The organism is Streptococcus australis, assembly GCF_901543175.1.
GTDB classification, from domain to species: Bacteria; Bacillota; Bacilli; order Lactobacillales; family Streptococcaceae; genus Streptococcus; species Streptococcus australis_A.
The window spans coordinates 1438919-1456819 of record NZ_LR594040.1; the positions used below are offsets into that span (position 1 = coordinate 1438919).

Consider the following 17901-nt stretch of genomic DNA (forward strand, 5'->3'; position numbering starts at 1 on the left):
GTTTTCTCACTTTCTAAAATAACTTTTTCTGTTCTAGATTCTTCCGAGTTGAACTAGGTTCGGCTTGACCAAACTGCTCTGCCAAACGCTGACTCCAAGAGGTCGTCGCACGCGCACCAGCATAGTCTGCCTGTACTTGGTCATAGTCCAAAATCGCTTCAACTGGCTGTTCTTGGTATTCTTCCTCAAATACCACTTGGCTCAAAGGCAGTCTTGGTTTGACATCGTGTTGTTGATTTGGCACGCCAAGGGCAATCCCAAAAACAGGGTAGGTATAGTCAGGCAAGTTAAAAAGCTCTGCAACTTCTTCTGACTTATAACGGACCAGACCGATGATAACACCTCCATATCCCAGACTCTCTGCTGCAAGCAAGGTGTTTTGACCAGCAAGCGCAGCATCCACAGACGTGATAAGGAGACCTTCTACCCCTTGAGGTTGGAAATTATCCGTATGAAGACTTGCTCCCTTTTCAGCTCGGTTCAAGTCACCGACAAAGAGCAAAAAGGCAGCTGACTGGCGAATGGCTTCCTGAGGAACCAATTCATATAAGGCATCTTTCTTCTCTTGGCTGCGTACAAGAATCACAGAATAAGATTGGAAATTTTTCCAAGAAGATGCCATTTGTCCAGCAGTCAAAATCTCGTCCAAGTCTGCTTGAGGAATCTCTTGCTCCTTAAAGCGACGAACTGAAGTATGAGCTTTCATCAGTTTAATGGTTCCTGTCATCGGCGATTTTCTCCTTCTAGTCTCGTTTCCTCAGCCAAATAACGGATTCGTTCCATAACCCGTCTAGCTTCCCAAGTCTCATCATTTCCATTCTTTCCTTTGGCAAAATGTTTTTCCAAATCTTGGAAATTAAAGTTGGAAGTAAAGAAGGTCGGCAAATCTTCCTGCATGCGATACTGGAGAATAACTTGGAGAATCTCATCACGCACCCAAGGGGTCGACTGCTCTGCACCAATATCATCCAAGATTAGAACCTCTGATAGCTTGATGTCATCCACCAAGGTCTTCACAGATCCTTCACCGATGGCATTTTTCACATCAATGACAAAACTTGGATAGTGGAGAATGGTTGTTGAAGCGCCACGTTTTTCAGATAAGTCATGGGCAAGGGCCGCCATCATGAAACTCTTACCGACACCAAAATCCCCGTAAAGATAGAGGCCTTTTCGGATGCTTGGGTAAAGGTCAACAAAGGAATAGAGTCTCTCAAAAATCGGCAAGCGTCCTAGATCATCCAGGTCAATCTGAGCCAACTTCGCTTTCTTGAGACTTGCTGGTAGATTGATCAACTTAAGGCGATTCTTAATTGCAACCTCTTTTTCAGCCGCGATTAGCTCTGGTGTTTCTTCATAAGACACATCCGCATATCCGTGATTCATTACCAAGATAGGCTTGTAGCCACGAGCTATATAGTCAGCATCCCCACGAAGAAACTTATCCCGTTCTGTGATATATTGGTTGAACTTGGAGATGCTACGATTTAACTCCTCTTGGCTGAGGGATTCTTTCTGGATAAAAGTCGCTACATCGGGGTCCTTCATAATCTGCTGGACCAAGTCTTGATACTGAAAACGACTTGTCTGACGTTTGATTACATCACCAACACTTTCCATCTAGTCTCCTCCTTCTTCTAATCGGGCTAACATTTCTTGTTTTTTACGTTCTAGTTCCAGACGAGTTTCCTCACTGGTTTGATTTTTATATTCTGGATTGCTCCACTTGGGAACATTGGTCTTAGTCGAGCTAGTTTTCGATTTTTGGTCTTCCTGACCTTTTTGCTGACGCTCTCGAATCCGAAGCACGGCTTCCTCTGCTGTCCGAATCTTACGATAGGCATAGTCGTTGGCAACTTTCATGGCATATTTTTCATTGACATTGGCCGAATCAACCTTGTTAAAGGTTAAAAGTAAGACGATATTGATGACTTCGTCCAACAAACCTAAAGATGCCATCTGGTGAAGGAGTTCTCTTTCACTTTGGGTGATGTTTCCCTTACGCGTTTGCTTGATTTCCGCTAAAAAGTGCAGGGGAGTTTTATTTTTGGCTTCCCTGATAATGGTCATTTCTTTGGAGCTAAAGTCCGAAGACACCTGCTTTTGTGCTATCTTTTCACGCATGCGTTTGACTGAGATGACCTGAGCCACCGCTGTCGCCTTGGCTAATTGATAGGTTTCAAACCAAGTCCATTTTTTTTCATTTGCAATGGCAAACAATTCCAAAACATCTGCCTGCTCATTTTCAAAACGCAAACCATCTCGAGCCATCAGGCGCTGAAAATGTTCCAAGTCAAAATCATTTTTCATCTTGATTTTAGACTCAATTGGAGTCACTTCTTCGGTCAGGGTTGGAAAGACTTGGCTCAAAGAAACAGAGAGAGCTTCTCCCTCACTTGGAGCCTGCTTCATAGCAGAAACAGCCGTATCCCCAATCTTTTTCTCCAATAGTCTGCTATAGACTGAATGACTTAGAAAATCCTGACTGGAAAGGGGAGAATGAAGCTGCAATTCATAGACTTCCCCCTTCTGATAAAGGGTCAACAAATCCACAGCAGATAAGATTTTAAAAGACTGGAGGAGCGTATTCATCCCGAAGTTCAAATGATTAAGAATGTTGGCAAAAAGGTGTTCTTTTTGCCCACCATCCCAAAAGGTAATGGCATATAGATAGAGGCTTAGCGCCTCCTGACCGATAATCGGGAGGTAGCACTGCACCAGAGAAGAGGTATCTTGCGACACCCGATTATTCTTTAGAAAAGAAAAACGGTCATTTGGCTTCATTTACTTTTCCTTTTTCTTTTTAGAGGACTGGGTGATCTGCTGGAGCAGACTCTCCAACTCACTCACATCCTTAAAGCTACGATAAACACTGGCAAAACGAACATAGGTAATCTCATCCAGCTCCGCCAATTCTTCCATGACTAAAGACCCAATATATTCACTTTGGATCTCATTCTCACTGCGACTACGGAGTTTTTGCTCAATACGATTGACCACCATGTTGATTTCATCACTTGACACAGGACGCTTCTGGGCTGAGCGGATAATCCCATTAAAGATTTTATCTCTTGAAAATTGTTCTCGCGTACCGTCTTTTTTGACGACAACCAGCGTTCTTTCTTCTACTCGTTCATAGGTTGTAAAACGATGCTGACACTCATCGCATTCACGTCTTCGACGGATGGTATTTCCTTCTTCGGCTTGTCGACTATCAACAACACTAGACTTGGTAGCCCCACATTTTGGACAACGCATGCATTTCCCTCCTTGTCGTTTTCTTTTCATTATACCATTTTTTAAGCAATTCCCAAAACAATTCTTATTTTTACTTGACAAGTTTTTTGTTTTATTGTATTATTTAATTAGAACAATAAAGAAAAAGAAAGGAGACTATGATGTCCTGGTCATTTGATAATACAAAACCCATTTATTTGCAGATTATGGAAAAAATCAAATTACAGATTGTTTCCCATGAACTAGAACCCAACCAACAGCTCCCAACCGTAAGGGAACTAGCGAGCGAGGCTGGGGTCAATCCCAACACAATTCAGCGTGCCTTGTCTGATCTTGAGCGCGAGGGCTTCGTTTATAGCAAGCGAACAACTGGTCGTTTTGTCACTGAGGACTTAGATCTCATCGTTCAGTCCCGCAAACAGCTTTCTGAGGAGCAACTGAAAAACTTTGTAACGGGCATGCTTCAATTTGGCTATCAAAAAGAAGAACTGCCAGGTGTGGTTAGCGAATACATCAAAGGAGTGTAAAATTATGACATTACTAGCATTTGAAAATGTATCCAAATCCTATGGGGCTACAGCAGCCCTTAACAATGTTTCCCTTGAGATTCCCGCTGGAAAAATCGTCGGGCTTCTCGGCCCAAACGGATCTGGAAAAACAACCTTGATCAAGCTGATCAACGGACTTCTCCAACCAGACCAAGGTCGTGTCCTCATTAACAACATGGACCCAAGTCCTGCTACCAAGGCCATTGTCTCTTATCTACCAGACACGACTTATCTGAATGAACAGATGAAAATCAAAGAAGCACTGACCTACTTTAAAACTTTCTACCAAGATTTCAATCTTGAGCGGGCTCAGCACCTTTTAGCAGATCTTGGCATTGATGAAAACAGTCGCCTCAAGAAATTGTCAAAAGGAAACAAGGAAAAGGTTCAATTAATCCTGGTTATGAGCCGTGAAGCTCGTCTCTACGTGCTCGACGAACCAATTGGTGGTGTGGACCCGGCTGCCCGTGACTATATCTTGAACACCATCATCAACAACTACTCACCAACTTCAACTGTTTTGATTTCTACCCACTTGATTTCAGATATCGAGCCAATCCTGGATGAAATCATCTTCCTCAATAACGGAAAAGTCGTCCGCCAAGGAAATGTAGATGATATTCGTTACGAGTCAGGTGAGTCGATTGACCAGCTCTTCCGCCAGGAGTTCAAGGCTTAGACAAAGGAGATTATTATGTTTTGGAATTTAGTTCGTTATGAATTTAAAAATGTTAACAAATGGTATCTAGCTCTCTACGGTGCTGTGCTTGCAATTTCGGTTTTGATTGGTGCATCCATTTCTGGTATTAGTCAGACCTACACCAGCTATGGCAATAATCCCTACTATCTGTTAGGCTTTCTGATCTTAGTTTTTGGTGGGCTCAGCGTTACTCTTTGGATTGCAACAATCTTTTTAATCATTCGACGCTTCAAGGGCAGTGTCTACGATCGTCAGGGCTATCTGACATTGACTCTGCCCGTCTCTGAACACCAGATCATCACCGCTAAATTACTAGGTGCTCTCATTTGGTCAATCATAAGCTATATTGTATTTATCTTGAGTATCATTATTATCTTCTCACTCACCCCTGTAGTGAAAGATTTGCCTCTCCTCTATCGATTTATCTCTCCTTATCTCGGTTACGGTTGGCTGTATACCCTATCTCTTCTGGTGGGTTCAATTACCTGGATTTTATCCATTTACCTTTGCATCTCAATTGGTCAACTATTTAACGAGTATCGTACCGCTATGGGAATTTTAGCCTATATCGTGCTTAACATCGTGATTGGTTATATTTCTATCTTCTTCCGAGTTGATGACAACTTCAATTTACTAATAACAGTTGATATTATTAAAGACGCTATTCTAGCGACTATCTATTACCTCGGAACCTACTATATCTTGAAAAATAAGGTTAACTTGCAATAAAAAACGCCCAGCTTACAAAAGCTGGGTTTTGCTTTAACTCAATATCAAACTGGCTATAATGGGACTAACAAAAACATAGAGAATACCAGTGACACCGATAGCCAAGCCACCCATGGCGCCTGCTACAGAGCCGTATCGAAAAGCCGTACCCGTTCCGACAGCATGACCTGTCCCTCCAAGGGAAAGACCTACAGCCACTGGATCGTCAATCTTCAACCACTTCAAAAGTGTTGGTCCGATAACACTAGTCAAGATCCCTGTCGCCACTACGACGACCAAGGTTACTGTCGTCAAGCCTTGCAATTTTTCTGTGATTCCCACTGCCATGGCGGTTGTCACTGACTTGGGAAAGAGAGAAATGGCTAGGAAAAAGTCCATGCCAAAGATTTTCGCCACTATGGCAGTGAAGCTAGTGTTGACAACTACTGCTAGCAGACTACCAAAGAGAATACTCCGAGCATGGTGCTTCATCAAATGAAAACTCTTGTAAAGCGGAATCCCTAGAGCCACGGTCGATGGGACAATCAAGTTATTCAGATAAACCCCACCTTGGTAGTAATCTTGGTAAGAAATACCCGTCGCCTTAAGAAGGATGATAATGAAAATTGCCGACAAAAGCAAAGGCGTTGTCAATGGATGGGGGAAACGCCTATAAATCAACATTCCTACTAGATAAGCTAGGATAGATAATGCAATCCCAAACAGAGGATTGGATACAAATTCACTCATTTGGCTTCTCCTTTCTCATAATCTCCCTCAAATCGTCTCTTGATGAACTGAACCACTAGGGCGATGAGGATAATATTGATGACAGCCGCAAAAAAGACAATTAAGACGATGGGCAAGAGATAGGGGGCAATCACGTCAAACTTTTCCATGATACCCACTGCTGGCGGCAAAAAGAGAATGGTCATATTGGCCAGCAAGAAATTCCCCACCATATTGACATGTCTGGTCCTCAGCCACTTGAACTGCAGGGCTAGAAAGAGAATAATCAAACCGATAATACTGCCTGGGATAGGCAGATGAAAGAAACTGGAGATTCCCTCACCGATTAGAGAAATCACAAAGAGAATCATTAATTGAACATATAACTTCATCTCAAACTCCTTGAAATAGAATTCTTGCATACCAGTTTACTCTTTTTTCAGGAAATTTCAAGGAAATACCGAAATTTTTCTTTCTTGCAAGGATTAGCTAAAAGTAGTATAATCATTGCATGCGCAATCATCTTGTGTTGCAAAGACAGTCAGTAATGACTTTTCTACTCTATACTTCAAAAGAAAGGAGAAAGCAATGACCTATTTGGAAAAGTGGTTTGACTACAACCGCCGTCAAAAGGAAATGGAAGCCTTGTTAGAAGAAACTATCGCCCAGCAGAGTGAACAAAGGTTGACCTTGAAAGAGTTTTACCTGCTCTACTATCTGGACCTAGCTGATGAAAAATCTTTACGACAGATTGACCTGCCAGATAAACTCCATCTCAGCCCAAGCGCTGTTTCTCGAATGGTCGCTCGCTTGGAAGAGAAAAACTGCGGTTTGCTTAGTCGCCGATGTTGCGATCAGGATAGACGGGCTAGTTTTATCTGCCTGACTGACGAGGGGCAAACAACCCTGGCTTATCTACAAAAAGCCGTCGAAGAAAGATTGGAAACAAGTCTTGATTTCATTTCATAATCAGATTTTTAAAAAAAGTTGCGTGCGCAATCATTTTTCTTGACATTCCTCTTTCCAAGGAGTAAAATAAAGTCAAGATCGAATAAAGGAGTTTTATATGATCGAAATTACCTATCTAGATGCCAGCAAGCAAGAGAGAACCATGACTTTCGAGTCTTATGAAGACTTTGAACGTTCTCAACAAACTTGTCTTATCGGCGTCGCAGACTACTACACTGTCCAAAAATTAACTTACAATGGTCATGATTTGGACTACCATGGGACTTATGGAGATGTCTTCTTCTATCTCATGAAACAAGATTTAAGCCAATATAATTAAAAAGGAGAAATACAATGGCAAAAGCAATTACAGATGCAACATTTGAACAAGAAACAAAAGACGGTTTGGTCTTGGTAGACTTCTGGGCAACTTGGTGTGGTCCATGTCGTATGCAAGGTCCAATCTTGGATAAATTATCTGAAGAACTTTCAGAAGATGTCTTGAAAATCGTTAAAATGGACGTAGATGAAAATCCAAACACAGCTCGTGCATTTGGGATCATGTCTATCCCAACCCTTCTCTTCAAAAAAGACGGCCAAGTGGTGAAACAAGTTGCTGGAGTACACACTGCAGAACAAATCAAAGCTATCGTTGCTGAATTAAGCTAATCAAAGGAGAGACCAAATGCATTCATTTGGTCTCTTTTTTCTTGCCCTTTGCCATTTTTCAAAAAATATGCTAGACTGTAGGTAGAATATTACGATGTTTGGGACATGCCATCGCTAAAAAAAACCTCTACTTGGTATTTTTTAGCTCCCCTCAAGGGAGCTTTTTGCGTGCTCTGAACATTTCCCATTTTAGAAGGAGTACTATGAAACGTCAATCAGCCTTGGTCGTCTTTAGCGGCGGTCAAGATTCCACAACCTGCCTCTTTTGGGCTAAAGAACACTATGAAACAGTCGAAGCTGTCACCTTTGCCTATGGCCAACGCCATCATCTCGAAATTCAAGTTGCTAGAGAAATCGCTAAGGAACAAGGCATTCGTCATCACATCTTAGATATGTCTCTTCTGGGACAAATCACTGAAAATGCCTTGACCTCTGATTTGGAGATTGAGCAAAAAGAGGGAGAGGTTCCCAATACCTTCGTTGATGGTCGCAACCACCTCTTTCTTTCCTTTGCGGCAGTTCTTGCCAAGCAACGAGGCATTAAAGACATAGTGACAGGTGTCTGCGAGACAGATTTTTCAGGCTACCCTGACTGCCGGGATGTCTTTGTCAAATCTCTCAATGTTACGCTCAACCTTGCCATGGATTACAACTTTGTTATCCAAACACCTCTCATGTGGCTAGACAAGGCTGAAACTTGGAAGTTAGCCGACCAACTCGGTGCCTTTGACTATGTTCGTGAAAAGACCTTGACCTGCTACAATGGGATTATCGGAAGTGGGTGTGGGGATTGTCCAGCCTGCCATCTACGTCAGCATGGTTTAGATGTTTATCTCTCACAGAAAGGAGAGGGCTAATGTTTTTTGCACCCAAAGAAATCAAACAGGAAACTGGGGAGTCTCTTGTCTACAATCCTCACAGAACCTTGGTATCAAAAGAGTTCACCTTCGATGCTGCCCACCACCTCTTTCACTATGAGGGAAAATGCAAATCCCTGCACGGCCACACTTACCATCTGCAAATCACTGTCAGTGGATTTTTAGATGAACGGGGCATGACCTATGACTTTGGAGACATCAAAGCTATCTACAAGGACTACTTAGAGCCCCACTTGGATCATCGCTATCTCAACGAAACTCTACCCTATATGAACACGACTGCTGAAAACATGGTTTACTGGATTTTCCAAACCATGAGTCAAGAGTTGCCAGACGAGCGCGGTCTCCGTTTGGAATACGTTCGTCTCTATGAGACTCCGACTGCCTTTGCAGAGTTTAGACGGGAGTGGTTAGATGACTAGGGAACGTGTCCTCAAACTACCTGTTCTGGAAATTTTCGGCCCAACCTTTCAAGGTGAAGGTCGTGCTATTGGGCAGAAAACCATGTTTGTCCGCACTGCTGGTTGCGACTACCATTGCGACTGGTGCGACTCTGCCTTTACTTGGGATGGTTCTGAAAAACCAACTCGCATGACGGCCGACGAAGTCATTACTGAGCTGGATAAACTAGGAAGCTACGACTACGTTACCCTATCTGGCGGAAATCCTGCTATCCTAGCAGCCAACATGGCTGAACTGGTCACTAAGCTCAAAGAACGTGGAGTCACTCTAGCTGTTGAGACCCAAGGCTCCCGCTGGCAAAATTGGTTAAAAGACATTGACCAGGTCACTCTCAGCCCCAAACCTCCTTCCTCCAAGATGGAAGTCAACTTCGAGACCTTAGACTTCATCGTTTCCCAATTGGACCGAGACAAAGTCACCTTTAAAATCCCTGTCTTTGATGATGCCGATTTGGCCTTTGCCAAAGACATTCAAGAACGCTACCAACCAGATGTTCTCTTCTTATCAGCAGGAAACCCTGAGCCCAAGGCTACGGGTAATATTGTCCAAGACCAACTGGACCGTCTCAAAGAACTTTGGGAACGCATCGCCACTGATGATAGCTGGGGCAATGTCCGCGTCCTCCCTCAACTGCATACTCTCCTCTACGATAACCAACGTGGTGTTTAAATTAGAAAGAAAAAATCATGTCACAACAAGAAGAAATGAAAAACCTAAGCCTACTGGGCAACAAAGAAACCAACTACATTTTTGACTATCAACCAGAAGTCCTCGAATCCTTTGACAATCGTCATGTGGAAAATGACTATTTCATCAAATTCAACTGTCCTGAATTTACCTCGCTTTGTCCTATTACGGCTCAACCAGACTTTGCGACCATTTATATTTCCTACATTCCTGACAAGCTCTGCGTCGAGTCAAAATCCCTCAAACTCTATCTCTTTAGCTATCGAAATCATGGGGATTTTCACGAAAACTGTATCAACACTATCGGGAAAGACTTGGTCAACTTGCTAGACCCTCGCTATTTAGAAGTATGGGGAAAATTCACTCCACGCGGGGGCATTTCAATCGACCCCTACTACAACTACGGTAGACCTGGAACCAAGTATGAAGGCTTAGCAGAACAACGTCTCTTCCAACACGACCTTTATCCAGAGAAAATTGACAACCGCTAAACTCATACTCAATGAAAATCAAAGAGCAAACTAGGAAGCTAGCCTCAGGTTGCTCAAAGCACTGCTTTGAGGTTATAGATAAGACTGACGAAGTCAGCTCAAAACACTGTTTTGAGGTTGTGGATAGAACTGACGAAGTCAGTAACCATACATACGGCAAGGTGAAGCTGACGTGGTTTGAAGAGATTTTCGAAAAGTATCATACGAAAAAGCCCTGTTCCTCAAGATGAGGAGCAAGGCTTTTTGAGTTTCAATTATTCTTCTGTTCCAAGAAAGTTTTTCGCAACAAGAGCTGCAAGAACACCACCAACGATTGGGGCAAGGATGAAAATCCAAACTTGTTGAAGAGCTGCGCCACCTACAAAGACAGCTGGTGCCAAGCTACGAGCTGGGTTAACTGAAAGTCCAGTGATGTTCAATCCCACAAGGATCATTGCCATCAAGGACAAACCAATCACCAAACCAGCAATCGCACCATTGCCTTTGCTTGCTGATGTTACAGTCATGATAACCAAGACAAACAAGAAAGTTGCGATGACTTCAAACAAGAATCCACCAAAGACAGTGACACCGTTTGCCAAGGCATTTTCACCAAGACTAGCAGTTGACATGCCTGAGTTAGACAAGAGGAAGAATACCGCAGCTGACGCAAGGAAAGCTCCAACTACTTGTCCAAGGATGTAGTTTACAAGCTCAGAAGATGACAAGCGTTTGTTTACAAACATAGCGATCGAAACAGCTGGGTTCAAGTGAGCACCTGAAACAGTTCCGATTGAGAAAGCTGCGACTACGATTGCCAAACCAAAGGCAAAAGCAATTCCAAGGTGTCCAAGACCTTCAACACCATTTCCAAAAACAACAGCTCCTGTTCCGATGAACACAAGCATAAATGTACCGATTAATTCAGCAACAAATTTTTTCATGATAAGTCTCCTTTTTTTCAAACTATGTATTAGTCTATCAAAAGAAGGAAAGGGTTTCAAGAAAATTGATTGGAAAGTTTTTTGAAAATCATAAAATGACCGGCTAATTCCTAGTATTGAAAAGATTGAATAGCTTCTTTCAACTCATCTTGTAAAAAGTTTTTCTGATCAAGTTTAACATAGACTTCCAACAGACAGGATCTGAAGTTGGAAAATTTATGGAAATCATTTGCTTCTTTCAGGGGAAATTCGACTGTTTGCAGCCAAGCAGTGAGGAGAGAGGGTTCGATTTTCCCTCGTAAGATTGGTTCATAAAACGCTCTGGCTAACCGCCAATCTTCATCATTTGTAAAACGAATCTCAATACGTTTAAAGATTTTCCCAATGATTTCAAATGCTTCGACTATATCTGACTTTGGAAAGCTAGGATGACATATAACTTCCGTCAAGAGATCACCCCCATGCGCAAATGCGTGGATCCAACCATACTGATGAGAGTAGCCCGTCGTCTCTTTTTCCTTTGTAAGATAGTATAAGCCTTGATTTAGCATGGTAGCCCTGATAGGAGAAGGCAACTGCTGGTAATAAAGTGATTTCTTAGCACCATCGCAGGACAGTAGATTGGCATAAATAAGTGCCCTAAAAGAACGTTTAAGAGCTGAAACTCCTCTACTATCAATCTCTTTGTATAGACCTTCATCAGAGGAGACCTCTTCTGAGATAAACTGAAACTGCTCAAGGGAAAACAACTCTTCTTGAATCCCTCTAGCCAAACTCGTAAAAACAAGTTCGTCTCGAATTTTTGGAGAGGCATCTCCCAAGTGCTCAAGCAACCACTGAATTTCTTCTCGGCTATAGCTTGGTTTTTCTTCTATCACTTTTCTTTGTAATTCTTGATACATGGTCAATACCTCTACATTTCTAGTAATTTAATATAATCCAGACCCCATTTCTCGACAGCATCTAAAACAACTCTGAATTCCTGTCCCATTTCGGTTAAGCTGTACTCAACTCGTGGTGGAACTTCGGCATAGACCTTTCTTTGAACAATCTTATCCTTTTCTAATTGACGGAGATGACGTGTCAAAATAGTTTGAGTAATCCCAGGCAATAATCTCTGCAATTCTTTAAATCGTTTGGTACCCGTACTCAACTGATAAATGATTACCAGTGCCCATTTCCCCGTTAAAACCCTCTGCGTTGTCGCAAATGGACAAATACCATACTCACTCACTTTATTTGTCATAAAATATCTTCTTTCTATTTTTTTTAAAAAATTTATCTTTTAGTATCAACAATAGTACTAGTTTTGATACTAGCTATCGAAAAAGTGTCTACTTGTTTTTTAGATTGTAACTGTTACAATTATATCATAAAAAAGAAATGGAGAATATATATGTCAACAAACTTAGAAATTTTCAATGCTTATAACCAAGCTTTAATTGCTGGTGACTTTCCTGGTGTCTTTGAAACTATGGCAGACGATATTGTCTGGCATCAACCTGGTACTCATAGTATATCTGGTACAGTTGTTGGTAAGGACAAGCTAGGAACTCACCTGGCTACATTTGCTGAGAAAACTAATGGAACCTTTAAGGTGATAACAAATTGGGTTTCTGATAATAAGGATTTAATCGCAGCCAATGTTACTTTTCTTGGAACACGGGCTGACGGTACTGAACTCAATATGAACGGGATTGACCTCTTCCGTATTGAAGACGGAAAAATCAAAGAAGTTTGGCTCTTCTCTTCAGATCAAGCTGAAGAAGATAGCTTTTGGGGATAATTTAAGAGGCCGGGACAAAAAAATTTGATTTTAGGAATTCTTTATTATAAATTTTTAAAATTGATAGATTAGAAAAAAAGCGAACAAGACAGTATTCTGAGTGTCAGATAACTCGTTTTGTTCGCTTTTTATATTTAAGGTTAGACTTTTGTCCCAGACTCTTTTAATTTACTCTCCCAACTCAGCACTATAAGCAATAATCTGGTCAACTGTATCAGACAAGAATTGGATGGTATCACGGAGTGGTTTGTCTGTTGAAATATCCGCTCCGATAATCATGGCTGACTCAAGCGGTGTCTTACTGCCACCTGATTTGAGAAGATTGAGCCAGTCTCTAGCTCCATTCTCAGAGTTTTTCAGATGGAGATAACCTGCTGTCGAGATGACTAGTCCTGCAGAGTAAGTGTAACTATACAAGCCCATGTAATAGTGAGCTTGGCGCATCCAAGTCAAAGCTGCATCGTCATCAATCTCAATGGCATCTCCCCAGAAATCCGTCAAAACTTCCTTCATAATGCTGTTGAGTTTGCTTGCTCCGAAGGTTTCTCCTTCTTCAATCAGTGTATACACCTTACGCTGGAAGGCTGCTTCCAAGAGGTGGGTAATAAAATTATGGAAGTAGGTGTCTGTCAAACGATGGGCAAGGGCAAAACGTTTTTGACGTGGGTCATCAGACTGGTGTTCCAAATAATCACTGAGGAGTAACTCATTAAAGGTTGATGGCGCTTCAACATAGTAGGTCGACATATGGGCATTGAAGTAACTTTGGTGATTGTCAGAAAAGATAAATTGACCAGAATGCCCGATCTCATGAATCAAGGTATAGACATCACTCAAACGACCTGTCCAGCTCATGAGGACATAAGGGTGCACGCGATATGGATCCGCCGCATAACCGCCAGAATCCTTGCCACTATTGGCAGCGAAGTCCACCCAGCGCTCTTCTTGATAGCGAGCAACTTCCTGACAATATTCCTGCCCCAAAGGTTCTACCGACTTCATGACCAAATCATAGGCGTCGTCAATAGTCACTTCAGGATTCAGAGCGCTGTCCAAGTCCAATTTCCAGTCTGCAAAGGTCATCTTTTCAAGACCATTTACCTTGGCAACATGCTTGAGATATCTCTGAGCAACTGGCGCAAAATCCTTCATGATGAGGTCAATCTGGCGGTCAAACATGGCACGGTCCACTTCTTGCTCAGCCAGAAGATAGTCAAAAACTGAGTCGTAGCCCTTCATATCTGCTAATAGTTTTTCAGACTTAACCTGAGCTAGATAGGCTGCGGCTGCTGTATTTTGGTGCTTACGGAGTCCTTCTGAGAAGGAACGGAAGGATTTTTCACGAACCTCAGCGTCCTCGTGGTTTTGGTAGAAGTTTTCATAGGTCACAAAGCTGTTTTTGTAGGTCTTGCCATGGGCTTCAAAGTCAGCCATTTCAAAGTCCCCAGCTCGCATCTTGGTGTAAATATCCTGTGGACTGTAGAAAACTTCGCCCAGATTGGTCAAGGCCTTTTCCACATCTGCCCCAAGATAGTGGGCTTTTTTGATTTTTGCCTGACGAATGGCAGCTGTCAAATGTGGCAGTTCACTCAAACGATCCAAGACTTCCTCATCAGCTTCCACTAAGGCATCGTCAAAGAAAGTCAAGGCTACGCTGGCATCTGTTTCAAATTCCATCCCAGCTTGGGCGATATTAGCAAAATCCTCATTGCTATAGTCCGTCGTCTGAGGCATAAAGGCATAATTGCCGATATGACTCATCTGGATATAGATTTGTTCCAATTCCGCAAAGGCCTTCTCGAAATCCTCAAAAGTGTGAAGATTACCCTTGTAGTCACGGCTAAATTGGTTGATGTCTTCTCGAGTCTTTTCGATTGCTCGCAAGAAATCCTCACGATCTTGGTATAGGGCGGTTAAATCCCAAAGTTCCTTCTCTGGGAATTCTGAACGGTGTTTTTGTTCCATATTCTTCCTCTTATTTCTCTAATTCTACTAAAACACTAAGGGCTGATAAGGCGTAAAGTGGCGCTGTTTCTGCTCGCAAAATGCGAGGTCCAAGGCCTGCCAAGACGGCTCCTTTAGCTTCAAAACTCTCAATTTCTGCTGGTGAGAGACCGCCTTCTGGGCCAAAGATAAAGAGCAGCTTGGCTCCTTTTTCAAGGCAACTAACTGCTTGTAAAAGAGCAGCTGATTCTCCTTCTTTAGCCGACTCTTCGTAGGCCACTACGATAGAGTCAAACTGGTCCAGTTGTGCTAGAAATTCTGCTTTTTTCTCGAAAAGTTGGATACTTGGGACCAGATTTCGTTTGCTTTGCTCAGCTGCTCCAAGGGCGATTTTTTCTAGTTTTTCAACCTTTTTACCCAATTTCTTTCCGTCCCACTTGGCGACCGACCAATCGGCAGGAAAGGCCCAGATTTGGCTAGCACCCAGTTCTGTCACTTTTTGAGTGATGAATTCCAGCTTATCTCCCTTGGGAAAGCCAGATGCGATGGTCACTTGAACTGGCAGTTCCACATTGTCAGCTAACTCTTGGACTAACTCAAACTGACGAGCTTCCACATCCAACACGCGCGCCAAATGCTTAATCCCATCATCAAAGACCAAGACAACCTCATCACCTTCTTTCAAGCGCATGACCTGAAACATGTGCTTGCTGGTTTCCTTGTCCTCAATGGTCACAGGTGATGTAGGACCGCCTTTAACAAAATACTGCTGCATGCTAGCCTCCAATCACACCTGAAATATCCTTGGTCTTCTTAAAGACACAGGCATTCCATTCTCCTTGAATCATATGGGTTTCAAGGAAAAATCCAGCTGACTCAGCCGACTCGCGCACCATGTCCCACTTGTCCTTGATAATGCCACTCATGATGAGGTAGCCTTCATCCTTGACCAAACGATAAGCATCATCCGTCAGATGAATGAGGATGTCCGCCAAGATATTGGCCACGATGACATCTGCCTCAATCTCCACGCCTTTAAGCAAATCGCCTGGTTCTACATGGATGTTTTCCATGCCTGGATTGAGCTCAATATTTTCCTGAGCGACTCGAACCGCCACATCATCAAGGTCATAGGCGAAAATTTCCTTAGCACCCAGAAGTGAGCTAGCAATAGAAAGGACGCCTGATCCAGTACCCACATCTAGCACTGTTTCACCGCCACGAAGAACCTGTTCCAAGGCAAAGAGGCTCATCTTAGTGGTTGGATGGGTCCCAGTACCAAAAGCCATCCCAGGGTCCAGCTTGATAATCTTTTCTCCCGCAGTCGGCTCATAGTCTGTCCACGAAGGCACGATGGTCAAATCGTGAGTAATGCGAGCTGGTTCATAGTATTTCTTCCAGTTGTCTGCCCAGTCTTCCTCAGCCAAGGCAGTCGTCCCCATCTTGACCTCACCCAAATCCATAAAGTCTGTCAATTCTGCTAGACGAGCCTGCAAATCCGCCTCAACCACTGCTACATCAACCGTTTCCGGATAGTAGGCTGTCACCACGATTTCTTCCTGCTGCTCGACTTCTGGGAAAATCTCACCAAAACGGTCGACATTCCCCACATAGTCCATACTATCTTCGATCGCAACACCCTGCGCCCCCAGCTCAATCAAGAGATTAGAGACCAGCTCCTCTCCCTCGCGCTTCACTGTAACTTTTAGCTCTTGCCATGTTTCCATAATTAAGATACCAAGCCCGTAAAACACAAAGCCAAAATAGGAAATTCTCTGAAGACGCTTGGGTCTAAGAGAAGTTTATCTTTTTGGCACAGTGTTTAGGGCGGGTTCAGTTTAGAAATGTAACCGAACCATCCTTTCTATTTGTCAATCAATTTTTTCATGTAGACCATATCCATACCTTCTTTTTCAGGTTCAATATGGGTTTGGCGGTAGCCATTTTTCTCATAAAAAGCGACCATGCCCGCATCCTGTAATACCGTACACAAATCCCACTGTTTAATCGTTGGAAATTCCTTTTCCAGTAATCTTAGCCCCTCAGAACCATAACCTTTTCCTTGATACTGGGGTAAAATCGCTGCCGTTCCCAACCAAGCCTCCGTCAACTCTTCATTGGTCTGAACTCGTAAAAATCCGATATTTTCTTCCTTTTCTTTCACAAAGTAGTAATAGCTATTGGGGCGCTCAACCAATTTCCACTTGATTCGTTCGCGGTCCTCGAGATAAGGATCATACTCATCTTGGTATTTTTCATAGACAGCCTTAAAGCTAGCCCTTTGAATTGCAATTACGGTTTCTAAATCCTCTGCTCCTGCTCGGATAATCTGAATCATACTAATACCTCCAAATTCACTCTCTCAACTCGCTTTCTATGCTCTTCCACACGCTGCTTTACTGACCCTCAAATTCTTCAATCACATCCGTGTAGTTTTCTTTCATTGCGTTATGAATCTGCTGTTTAAAAATACCAAACATAAGATAATAAACAAATAGAACAATTCCTGCAAACAGTATCAAAAGTAAAAAATATACTGAAAGGGGCAGTACGAGACCTCTATCGCTCAGCAAGGGTATAACAAGCATTAATACCCAAATAACAGCCGTAGAAATCCCAGCTACTTTAGTACCACTTTCCCTTTGTTTTTTTAGCTTTAAATATTCCATATAGATGAATGTAGCTTCTTCCCTAGAGTATTGTCCAGTTTTTAGTTTGCGTTTAACTTCTTTATTCAACGTCGTTGTTGCAATCGCAAAAATCATTTTACTTCCTCCAAATATTCCCTCACTCTATCCTGCAACTGGGGTACAACCTTATCTGAGCCAAGAAACTCTTCAATGCTCATCAGTTTGTAGCCCTGCCCTTCATCACCAAAGACGATACTGTCAAACTGTTCCTGCCTTAACTTACCAACCAGAAAGACCGACTGCTTCCCCTCAAAAAGCATACTTGGGTAAACCTTTCTCCAAAGCAGGCAATCTTTAGTTAGGCGAACTCCTATCTCTTCAAAGACCTCTCTCTGAGCGCACCCGAAAGGACTTTCGTCCCCTTCACGGCCGCCACCTGGCAGTTCCCACATATTGGGCCACGGGATATTTTCCTTGTCATCACGCAAGATAGTTAAAATCCTATCGTCACAAAAGAGGGCAATTTTGCAACCTGTGAAATCAGAAAGTTCTATTTCCATA

Annotated in this window: 26 protein-coding genes; 11 read left to right on the forward strand and 15 right to left on the reverse strand. The window is 42.7% G+C overall.

What is annotated here, in order from left to right; translation table 11 throughout:
• Nucleotides 1–13: 13 nt before the first annotated feature.
• From FGK98_RS07285 to nrdR, 4 genes are read right to left on the reverse strand one after another with little or no spacing between them, the layout of a single operon-like run.
• Nucleotides 14–727: an NADPH-dependent oxidoreductase gene (locus FGK98_RS07285; protein WP_138100657.1), complete on the reverse strand. Its 714-nt coding sequence runs from the start codon at nucleotides 725–727 to the stop codon at nucleotides 14–16.
• Nucleotides 724–1620: a primosomal protein DnaI gene (gene dnaI, locus FGK98_RS07290; RefSeq protein ID WP_138100658.1), complete on the reverse strand. Its 897-nt coding sequence runs from the start codon at nucleotides 1618–1620 to the stop codon at nucleotides 724–726. The genes FGK98_RS07285 and dnaI overlap by 4 nt, the downstream gene beginning before the upstream one ends.
• Entirely contained in the window at nucleotides 1621–2784 is a 1164-nt protein-coding gene (locus tag FGK98_RS07295; RefSeq protein WP_138100659.1) for a DnaD domain protein, read from the reverse strand.
• Nucleotides 2785–3258, reverse strand: a complete 474-nt coding sequence (gene nrdR / locus FGK98_RS07300; protein ID WP_001203678.1) for a transcriptional regulator NrdR — start codon at nucleotides 3256–3258, stop codon at nucleotides 2785–2787.
• Nucleotides 3259–3398: 140 nt separating this feature from the next.
• Between nrdR and FGK98_RS07305 the strand changes: the two genes are divergently transcribed.
• Genes FGK98_RS07305 through FGK98_RS07315 form a run of 3 tightly spaced genes read left to right on the forward strand, consistent with a single transcriptional unit; the run spans nucleotide 3399 to nucleotide 5214 of the window.
• Nucleotides 3399–3764, forward strand: coding sequence for a GntR family transcriptional regulator (locus FGK98_RS07305; RefSeq protein ID WP_138100660.1), 366 nt, complete (start codon nucleotides 3399–3401; stop codon nucleotides 3762–3764).
• A gap of 4 nt (nucleotides 3765–3768) precedes the next feature.
• The gene (locus tag FGK98_RS07310; RefSeq protein ID WP_084946298.1) at nucleotides 3769–4464 is read left to right on the forward strand and encodes an ABC transporter ATP-binding protein; all 696 of its coding nucleotides are present in this window, start codon (nucleotides 3769–3771) and stop codon (nucleotides 4462–4464) included.
• Nucleotides 4465–4479: 15 nt separating this feature from the next.
• Nucleotides 4480–5214 (forward strand): hypothetical protein, encoded by a 735-nt coding sequence (locus FGK98_RS07315; RefSeq protein WP_138100661.1) that lies wholly within the window; start codon nucleotides 4480–4482, stop codon nucleotides 5212–5214.
• A 33-nt stretch (nucleotides 5215–5247) separates the two neighbouring features.
• Here the strand turns inward: FGK98_RS07315 and FGK98_RS07320 are convergent, their stop codons facing one another.
• Both FGK98_RS07320 and FGK98_RS07325 read right to left on the reverse strand, forming a co-directional pair.
• Complete coding sequence (locus FGK98_RS07320) at nucleotides 5248–5943, reverse strand: LrgB family protein (protein WP_084946300.1); 696 nt, start codon at nucleotides 5941–5943, stop codon at nucleotides 5248–5250.
• The gene (locus FGK98_RS07325; RefSeq protein WP_061452895.1) at nucleotides 5940–6314 is read right to left on the reverse strand and encodes a CidA/LrgA family protein; all 375 of its coding nucleotides are present in this window, start codon (nucleotides 6312–6314) and stop codon (nucleotides 5940–5942) included. The genes FGK98_RS07320 and FGK98_RS07325 overlap by 4 nt, the downstream gene beginning before the upstream one ends.
• A gap of 196 nt (nucleotides 6315–6510) precedes the next feature.
• Between FGK98_RS07325 and FGK98_RS07330 the strand changes: the two genes are divergently transcribed.
• The 7 genes from FGK98_RS07330 (at nucleotide 6511) to queF (ending at nucleotide 10057) form a co-directional block, all read left to right on the forward strand.
• Nucleotides 6511–6891 (forward strand): MarR family winged helix-turn-helix transcriptional regulator, encoded by a 381-nt coding sequence (locus FGK98_RS07330; RefSeq protein ID WP_042768552.1) that lies wholly within the window; start codon nucleotides 6511–6513, stop codon nucleotides 6889–6891.
• A 97-nt stretch (nucleotides 6892–6988) separates the two neighbouring features.
• Nucleotides 6989–7210, forward strand: coding sequence for a DUF4649 family protein (locus FGK98_RS07335; protein ID WP_084975834.1), 222 nt, complete (start codon nucleotides 6989–6991; stop codon nucleotides 7208–7210).
• A 14-nt stretch (nucleotides 7211–7224) separates the two neighbouring features.
• Entirely contained in the window at nucleotides 7225–7539 is a 315-nt protein-coding gene (gene trxA, locus FGK98_RS07340) for a thioredoxin (RefSeq protein ID WP_001029581.1), read from the forward strand.
• A gap of 203 nt (nucleotides 7540–7742) precedes the next feature.
• Nucleotides 7743–8396: a 7-cyano-7-deazaguanine synthase QueC gene (queC, locus tag FGK98_RS07345; RefSeq protein WP_138100662.1), complete on the forward strand. Its 654-nt coding sequence runs from the start codon at nucleotides 7743–7745 to the stop codon at nucleotides 8394–8396.
• The gene (gene queD / locus FGK98_RS07350; protein ID WP_061852594.1) at nucleotides 8396–8839 is read left to right on the forward strand and encodes a 6-carboxytetrahydropterin synthase QueD; all 444 of its coding nucleotides are present in this window, start codon (nucleotides 8396–8398) and stop codon (nucleotides 8837–8839) included. Before queC ends, queD begins: the two co-directional genes overlap by 1 nt.
• Entirely contained in the window at nucleotides 8832–9548 is a 717-nt protein-coding gene (gene queE, locus FGK98_RS07355) for a 7-carboxy-7-deazaguanine synthase QueE (protein WP_138100663.1), read from the forward strand. The genes queD and queE overlap by 8 nt, the downstream gene beginning before the upstream one ends.
• A 17-nt stretch (nucleotides 9549–9565) precedes the next feature.
• The gene (gene queF / locus FGK98_RS07360) at nucleotides 9566–10057 is read left to right on the forward strand and encodes a preQ(1) synthase (RefSeq protein ID WP_000082582.1); all 492 of its coding nucleotides are present in this window, start codon (nucleotides 9566–9568) and stop codon (nucleotides 10055–10057) included.
• A gap of 254 nt (nucleotides 10058–10311) precedes the next feature.
• On the opposite strand, the gene FGK98_RS07370 is transcribed toward queF, so the two are convergent.
• The 3 genes from FGK98_RS07370 to FGK98_RS07380 form a co-directional block, all read right to left on the reverse strand.
• Complete coding sequence (locus FGK98_RS07370; protein ID WP_138100664.1) at nucleotides 10312–10980, reverse strand: MIP/aquaporin family protein; 669 nt, start codon at nucleotides 10978–10980, stop codon at nucleotides 10312–10314.
• A 110-nt stretch (nucleotides 10981–11090) separates the two neighbouring features.
• The gene (locus FGK98_RS07375; RefSeq protein ID WP_138100665.1) at nucleotides 11091–11882 is read right to left on the reverse strand and encodes a DUF2785 domain-containing protein; all 792 of its coding nucleotides are present in this window, start codon (nucleotides 11880–11882) and stop codon (nucleotides 11091–11093) included.
• Between the two features lie 11 nt (nucleotides 11883–11893).
• Complete coding sequence (locus FGK98_RS07380; RefSeq protein ID WP_000182730.1) at nucleotides 11894–12226, reverse strand: winged helix-turn-helix transcriptional regulator; 333 nt, start codon at nucleotides 12224–12226, stop codon at nucleotides 11894–11896.
• A 150-nt stretch (nucleotides 12227–12376) separates the two neighbouring features.
• Between FGK98_RS07380 and FGK98_RS07385 the strand changes: the two genes are divergently transcribed.
• Entirely contained in the window at nucleotides 12377–12766 is a 390-nt protein-coding gene (locus tag FGK98_RS07385; protein ID WP_049530023.1) for a nuclear transport factor 2 family protein, read from the forward strand.
• Between the two features lie 168 nt (nucleotides 12767–12934).
• On the opposite strand, the gene pepF is transcribed toward FGK98_RS07385, so the two are convergent.
• The 6 genes from pepF to FGK98_RS07415 all read right to left on the reverse strand — a co-directional run bounded on the left by pepF (nucleotide 12935) and on the right by FGK98_RS07415 (nucleotide 17900).
• Complete coding sequence (pepF, locus tag FGK98_RS07390; protein ID WP_138100666.1) at nucleotides 12935–14731, reverse strand: oligoendopeptidase F; 1797 nt, start codon at nucleotides 14729–14731, stop codon at nucleotides 12935–12937.
• Nucleotides 14732–14741: 10 nt separating this feature from the next.
• Nucleotides 14742–15485 (reverse strand): 16S rRNA (uracil(1498)-N(3))-methyltransferase, encoded by a 744-nt coding sequence (locus FGK98_RS07395; RefSeq protein ID WP_138100667.1) that lies wholly within the window; start codon nucleotides 15483–15485, stop codon nucleotides 14742–14744.
• 1 nt (nucleotide 15486) lies between these two features.
• On the reverse strand, nucleotides 15487–16437 hold the full coding sequence (gene prmA / locus FGK98_RS07400; protein ID WP_138100668.1) for a 50S ribosomal protein L11 methyltransferase: 951 nt from the start codon (nucleotides 16435–16437) through the stop codon (nucleotides 15487–15489).
• A 137-nt stretch (nucleotides 16438–16574) separates the two neighbouring features.
• Nucleotides 16575–17048 carry a GNAT family N-acetyltransferase gene (locus FGK98_RS07405; RefSeq protein ID WP_138100669.1) on the reverse strand — a complete coding sequence of 158 codons (474 nt, stop codon included), beginning with the start codon at nucleotides 17046–17048 and terminating at the stop codon, nucleotides 16575–16577.
• 58 nt (nucleotides 17049–17106) lie between these two features.
• Nucleotides 17107–17475 carry a hypothetical protein gene (locus tag FGK98_RS07410; protein ID WP_138100670.1) on the reverse strand — a complete coding sequence of 123 codons (369 nt, stop codon included), beginning with the start codon at nucleotides 17473–17475 and terminating at the stop codon, nucleotides 17107–17109.
• Nucleotides 17472–17900, reverse strand: a complete 429-nt coding sequence (locus FGK98_RS07415) for an NUDIX hydrolase (RefSeq protein WP_138100671.1) — start codon at nucleotides 17898–17900, stop codon at nucleotides 17472–17474. The genes FGK98_RS07410 and FGK98_RS07415 overlap by 4 nt, the downstream gene beginning before the upstream one ends.
• Between the last annotated feature and the right edge of the window lies 1 nt (nucleotide 17901).

What these genes read in the sequence shown, in the direction of transcription:
- FGK98_RS07285 (WP_138100657.1), bottom strand. Translation starts at nt 727, where the DNA reads ATGACAGGAACCATTAAACTGATGAAAGCTCATACTTCAGTTCGTCGC.
- dnaI (WP_138100658.1), bottom strand. Translation starts at nt 1,620, where the DNA reads ATGGAAAGTGTTGGTGATGTAATCAAACGTCAGACAAGTCGTTTTCAG.
- FGK98_RS07295 (WP_138100659.1), bottom strand. Translation starts at nt 2,784, where the DNA reads ATGAAGCCAAATGACCGTTTTTCTTTTCTAAAGAATAATCGGGTGTCG.
- nrdR (WP_001203678.1), bottom strand. Translation starts at nt 3,258, where the DNA reads ATGCGTTGTCCAAAATGTGGGGCTACCAAGTCTAGTGTTGTTGATAGT.
- FGK98_RS07305 (WP_138100660.1), top strand. Translation starts at nt 3,399, where the DNA reads ATGTCCTGGTCATTTGATAATACAAAACCCATTTATTTGCAGATTATG.
- FGK98_RS07310 (WP_084946298.1), top strand. Translation starts at nt 3,769, where the DNA reads ATGACATTACTAGCATTTGAAAATGTATCCAAATCCTATGGGGCTACA.
- FGK98_RS07315 (WP_138100661.1), top strand. Translation starts at nt 4,480, where the DNA reads ATGTTTTGGAATTTAGTTCGTTATGAATTTAAAAATGTTAACAAATGG.
- FGK98_RS07320 (WP_084946300.1), bottom strand. Translation starts at nt 5,943, where the DNA reads ATGAGTGAATTTGTATCCAATCCTCTGTTTGGGATTGCATTATCTATC.
- FGK98_RS07325 (WP_061452895.1), bottom strand. Translation starts at nt 6,314, where the DNA reads ATGAAGTTATATGTTCAATTAATGATTCTCTTTGTGATTTCTCTAATC.
- FGK98_RS07330 (WP_042768552.1), top strand. Translation starts at nt 6,511, where the DNA reads ATGACCTATTTGGAAAAGTGGTTTGACTACAACCGCCGTCAAAAGGAA.
- FGK98_RS07335 (WP_084975834.1), top strand. Translation starts at nt 6,989, where the DNA reads ATGATCGAAATTACCTATCTAGATGCCAGCAAGCAAGAGAGAACCATG.
- trxA (WP_001029581.1), top strand. Translation starts at nt 7,225, where the DNA reads ATGGCAAAAGCAATTACAGATGCAACATTTGAACAAGAAACAAAAGAC.
- queC (WP_138100662.1), top strand. Translation starts at nt 7,743, where the DNA reads ATGAAACGTCAATCAGCCTTGGTCGTCTTTAGCGGCGGTCAAGATTCC.
- queD (WP_061852594.1), top strand. Translation starts at nt 8,396, where the DNA reads ATGTTTTTTGCACCCAAAGAAATCAAACAGGAAACTGGGGAGTCTCTT.
- queE (WP_138100663.1), top strand. Translation starts at nt 8,832, where the DNA reads ATGACTAGGGAACGTGTCCTCAAACTACCTGTTCTGGAAATTTTCGGC.
- queF (WP_000082582.1), top strand. Translation starts at nt 9,566, where the DNA reads ATGTCACAACAAGAAGAAATGAAAAACCTAAGCCTACTGGGCAACAAA.
- FGK98_RS07370 (WP_138100664.1), bottom strand. Translation starts at nt 10,980, where the DNA reads ATGAAAAAATTTGTTGCTGAATTAATCGGTACATTTATGCTTGTGTTC.
- FGK98_RS07375 (WP_138100665.1), bottom strand. Translation starts at nt 11,882, where the DNA reads ATGTATCAAGAATTACAAAGAAAAGTGATAGAAGAAAAACCAAGCTAT.
- FGK98_RS07380 (WP_000182730.1), bottom strand. Translation starts at nt 12,226, where the DNA reads ATGACAAATAAAGTGAGTGAGTATGGTATTTGTCCATTTGCGACAACG.
- FGK98_RS07385 (WP_049530023.1), top strand. Translation starts at nt 12,377, where the DNA reads ATGTCAACAAACTTAGAAATTTTCAATGCTTATAACCAAGCTTTAATT.
- pepF (WP_138100666.1), bottom strand. Translation starts at nt 14,731, where the DNA reads ATGGAACAAAAACACCGTTCAGAATTCCCAGAGAAGGAACTTTGGGAT.
- FGK98_RS07395 (WP_138100667.1), bottom strand. Translation starts at nt 15,485, where the DNA reads ATGCAGCAGTATTTTGTTAAAGGCGGTCCTACATCACCTGTGACCATT.
- prmA (WP_138100668.1), bottom strand. Translation starts at nt 16,437, where the DNA reads ATGGAAACATGGCAAGAGCTAAAAGTTACAGTGAAGCGCGAGGGAGAG.
- FGK98_RS07405 (WP_138100669.1), bottom strand. Translation starts at nt 17,048, where the DNA reads ATGATTCAGATTATCCGAGCAGGAGCAGAGGATTTAGAAACCGTAATT.
- FGK98_RS07410 (WP_138100670.1), bottom strand. Translation starts at nt 17,475, where the DNA reads ATGATTTTTGCGATTGCAACAACGACGTTGAATAAAGAAGTTAAACGC.
- FGK98_RS07415 (WP_138100671.1), bottom strand. Translation starts at nt 17,900, where the DNA reads ATGGAAATAGAACTTTCTGATTTCACAGGTTGCAAAATTGCCCTCTTT.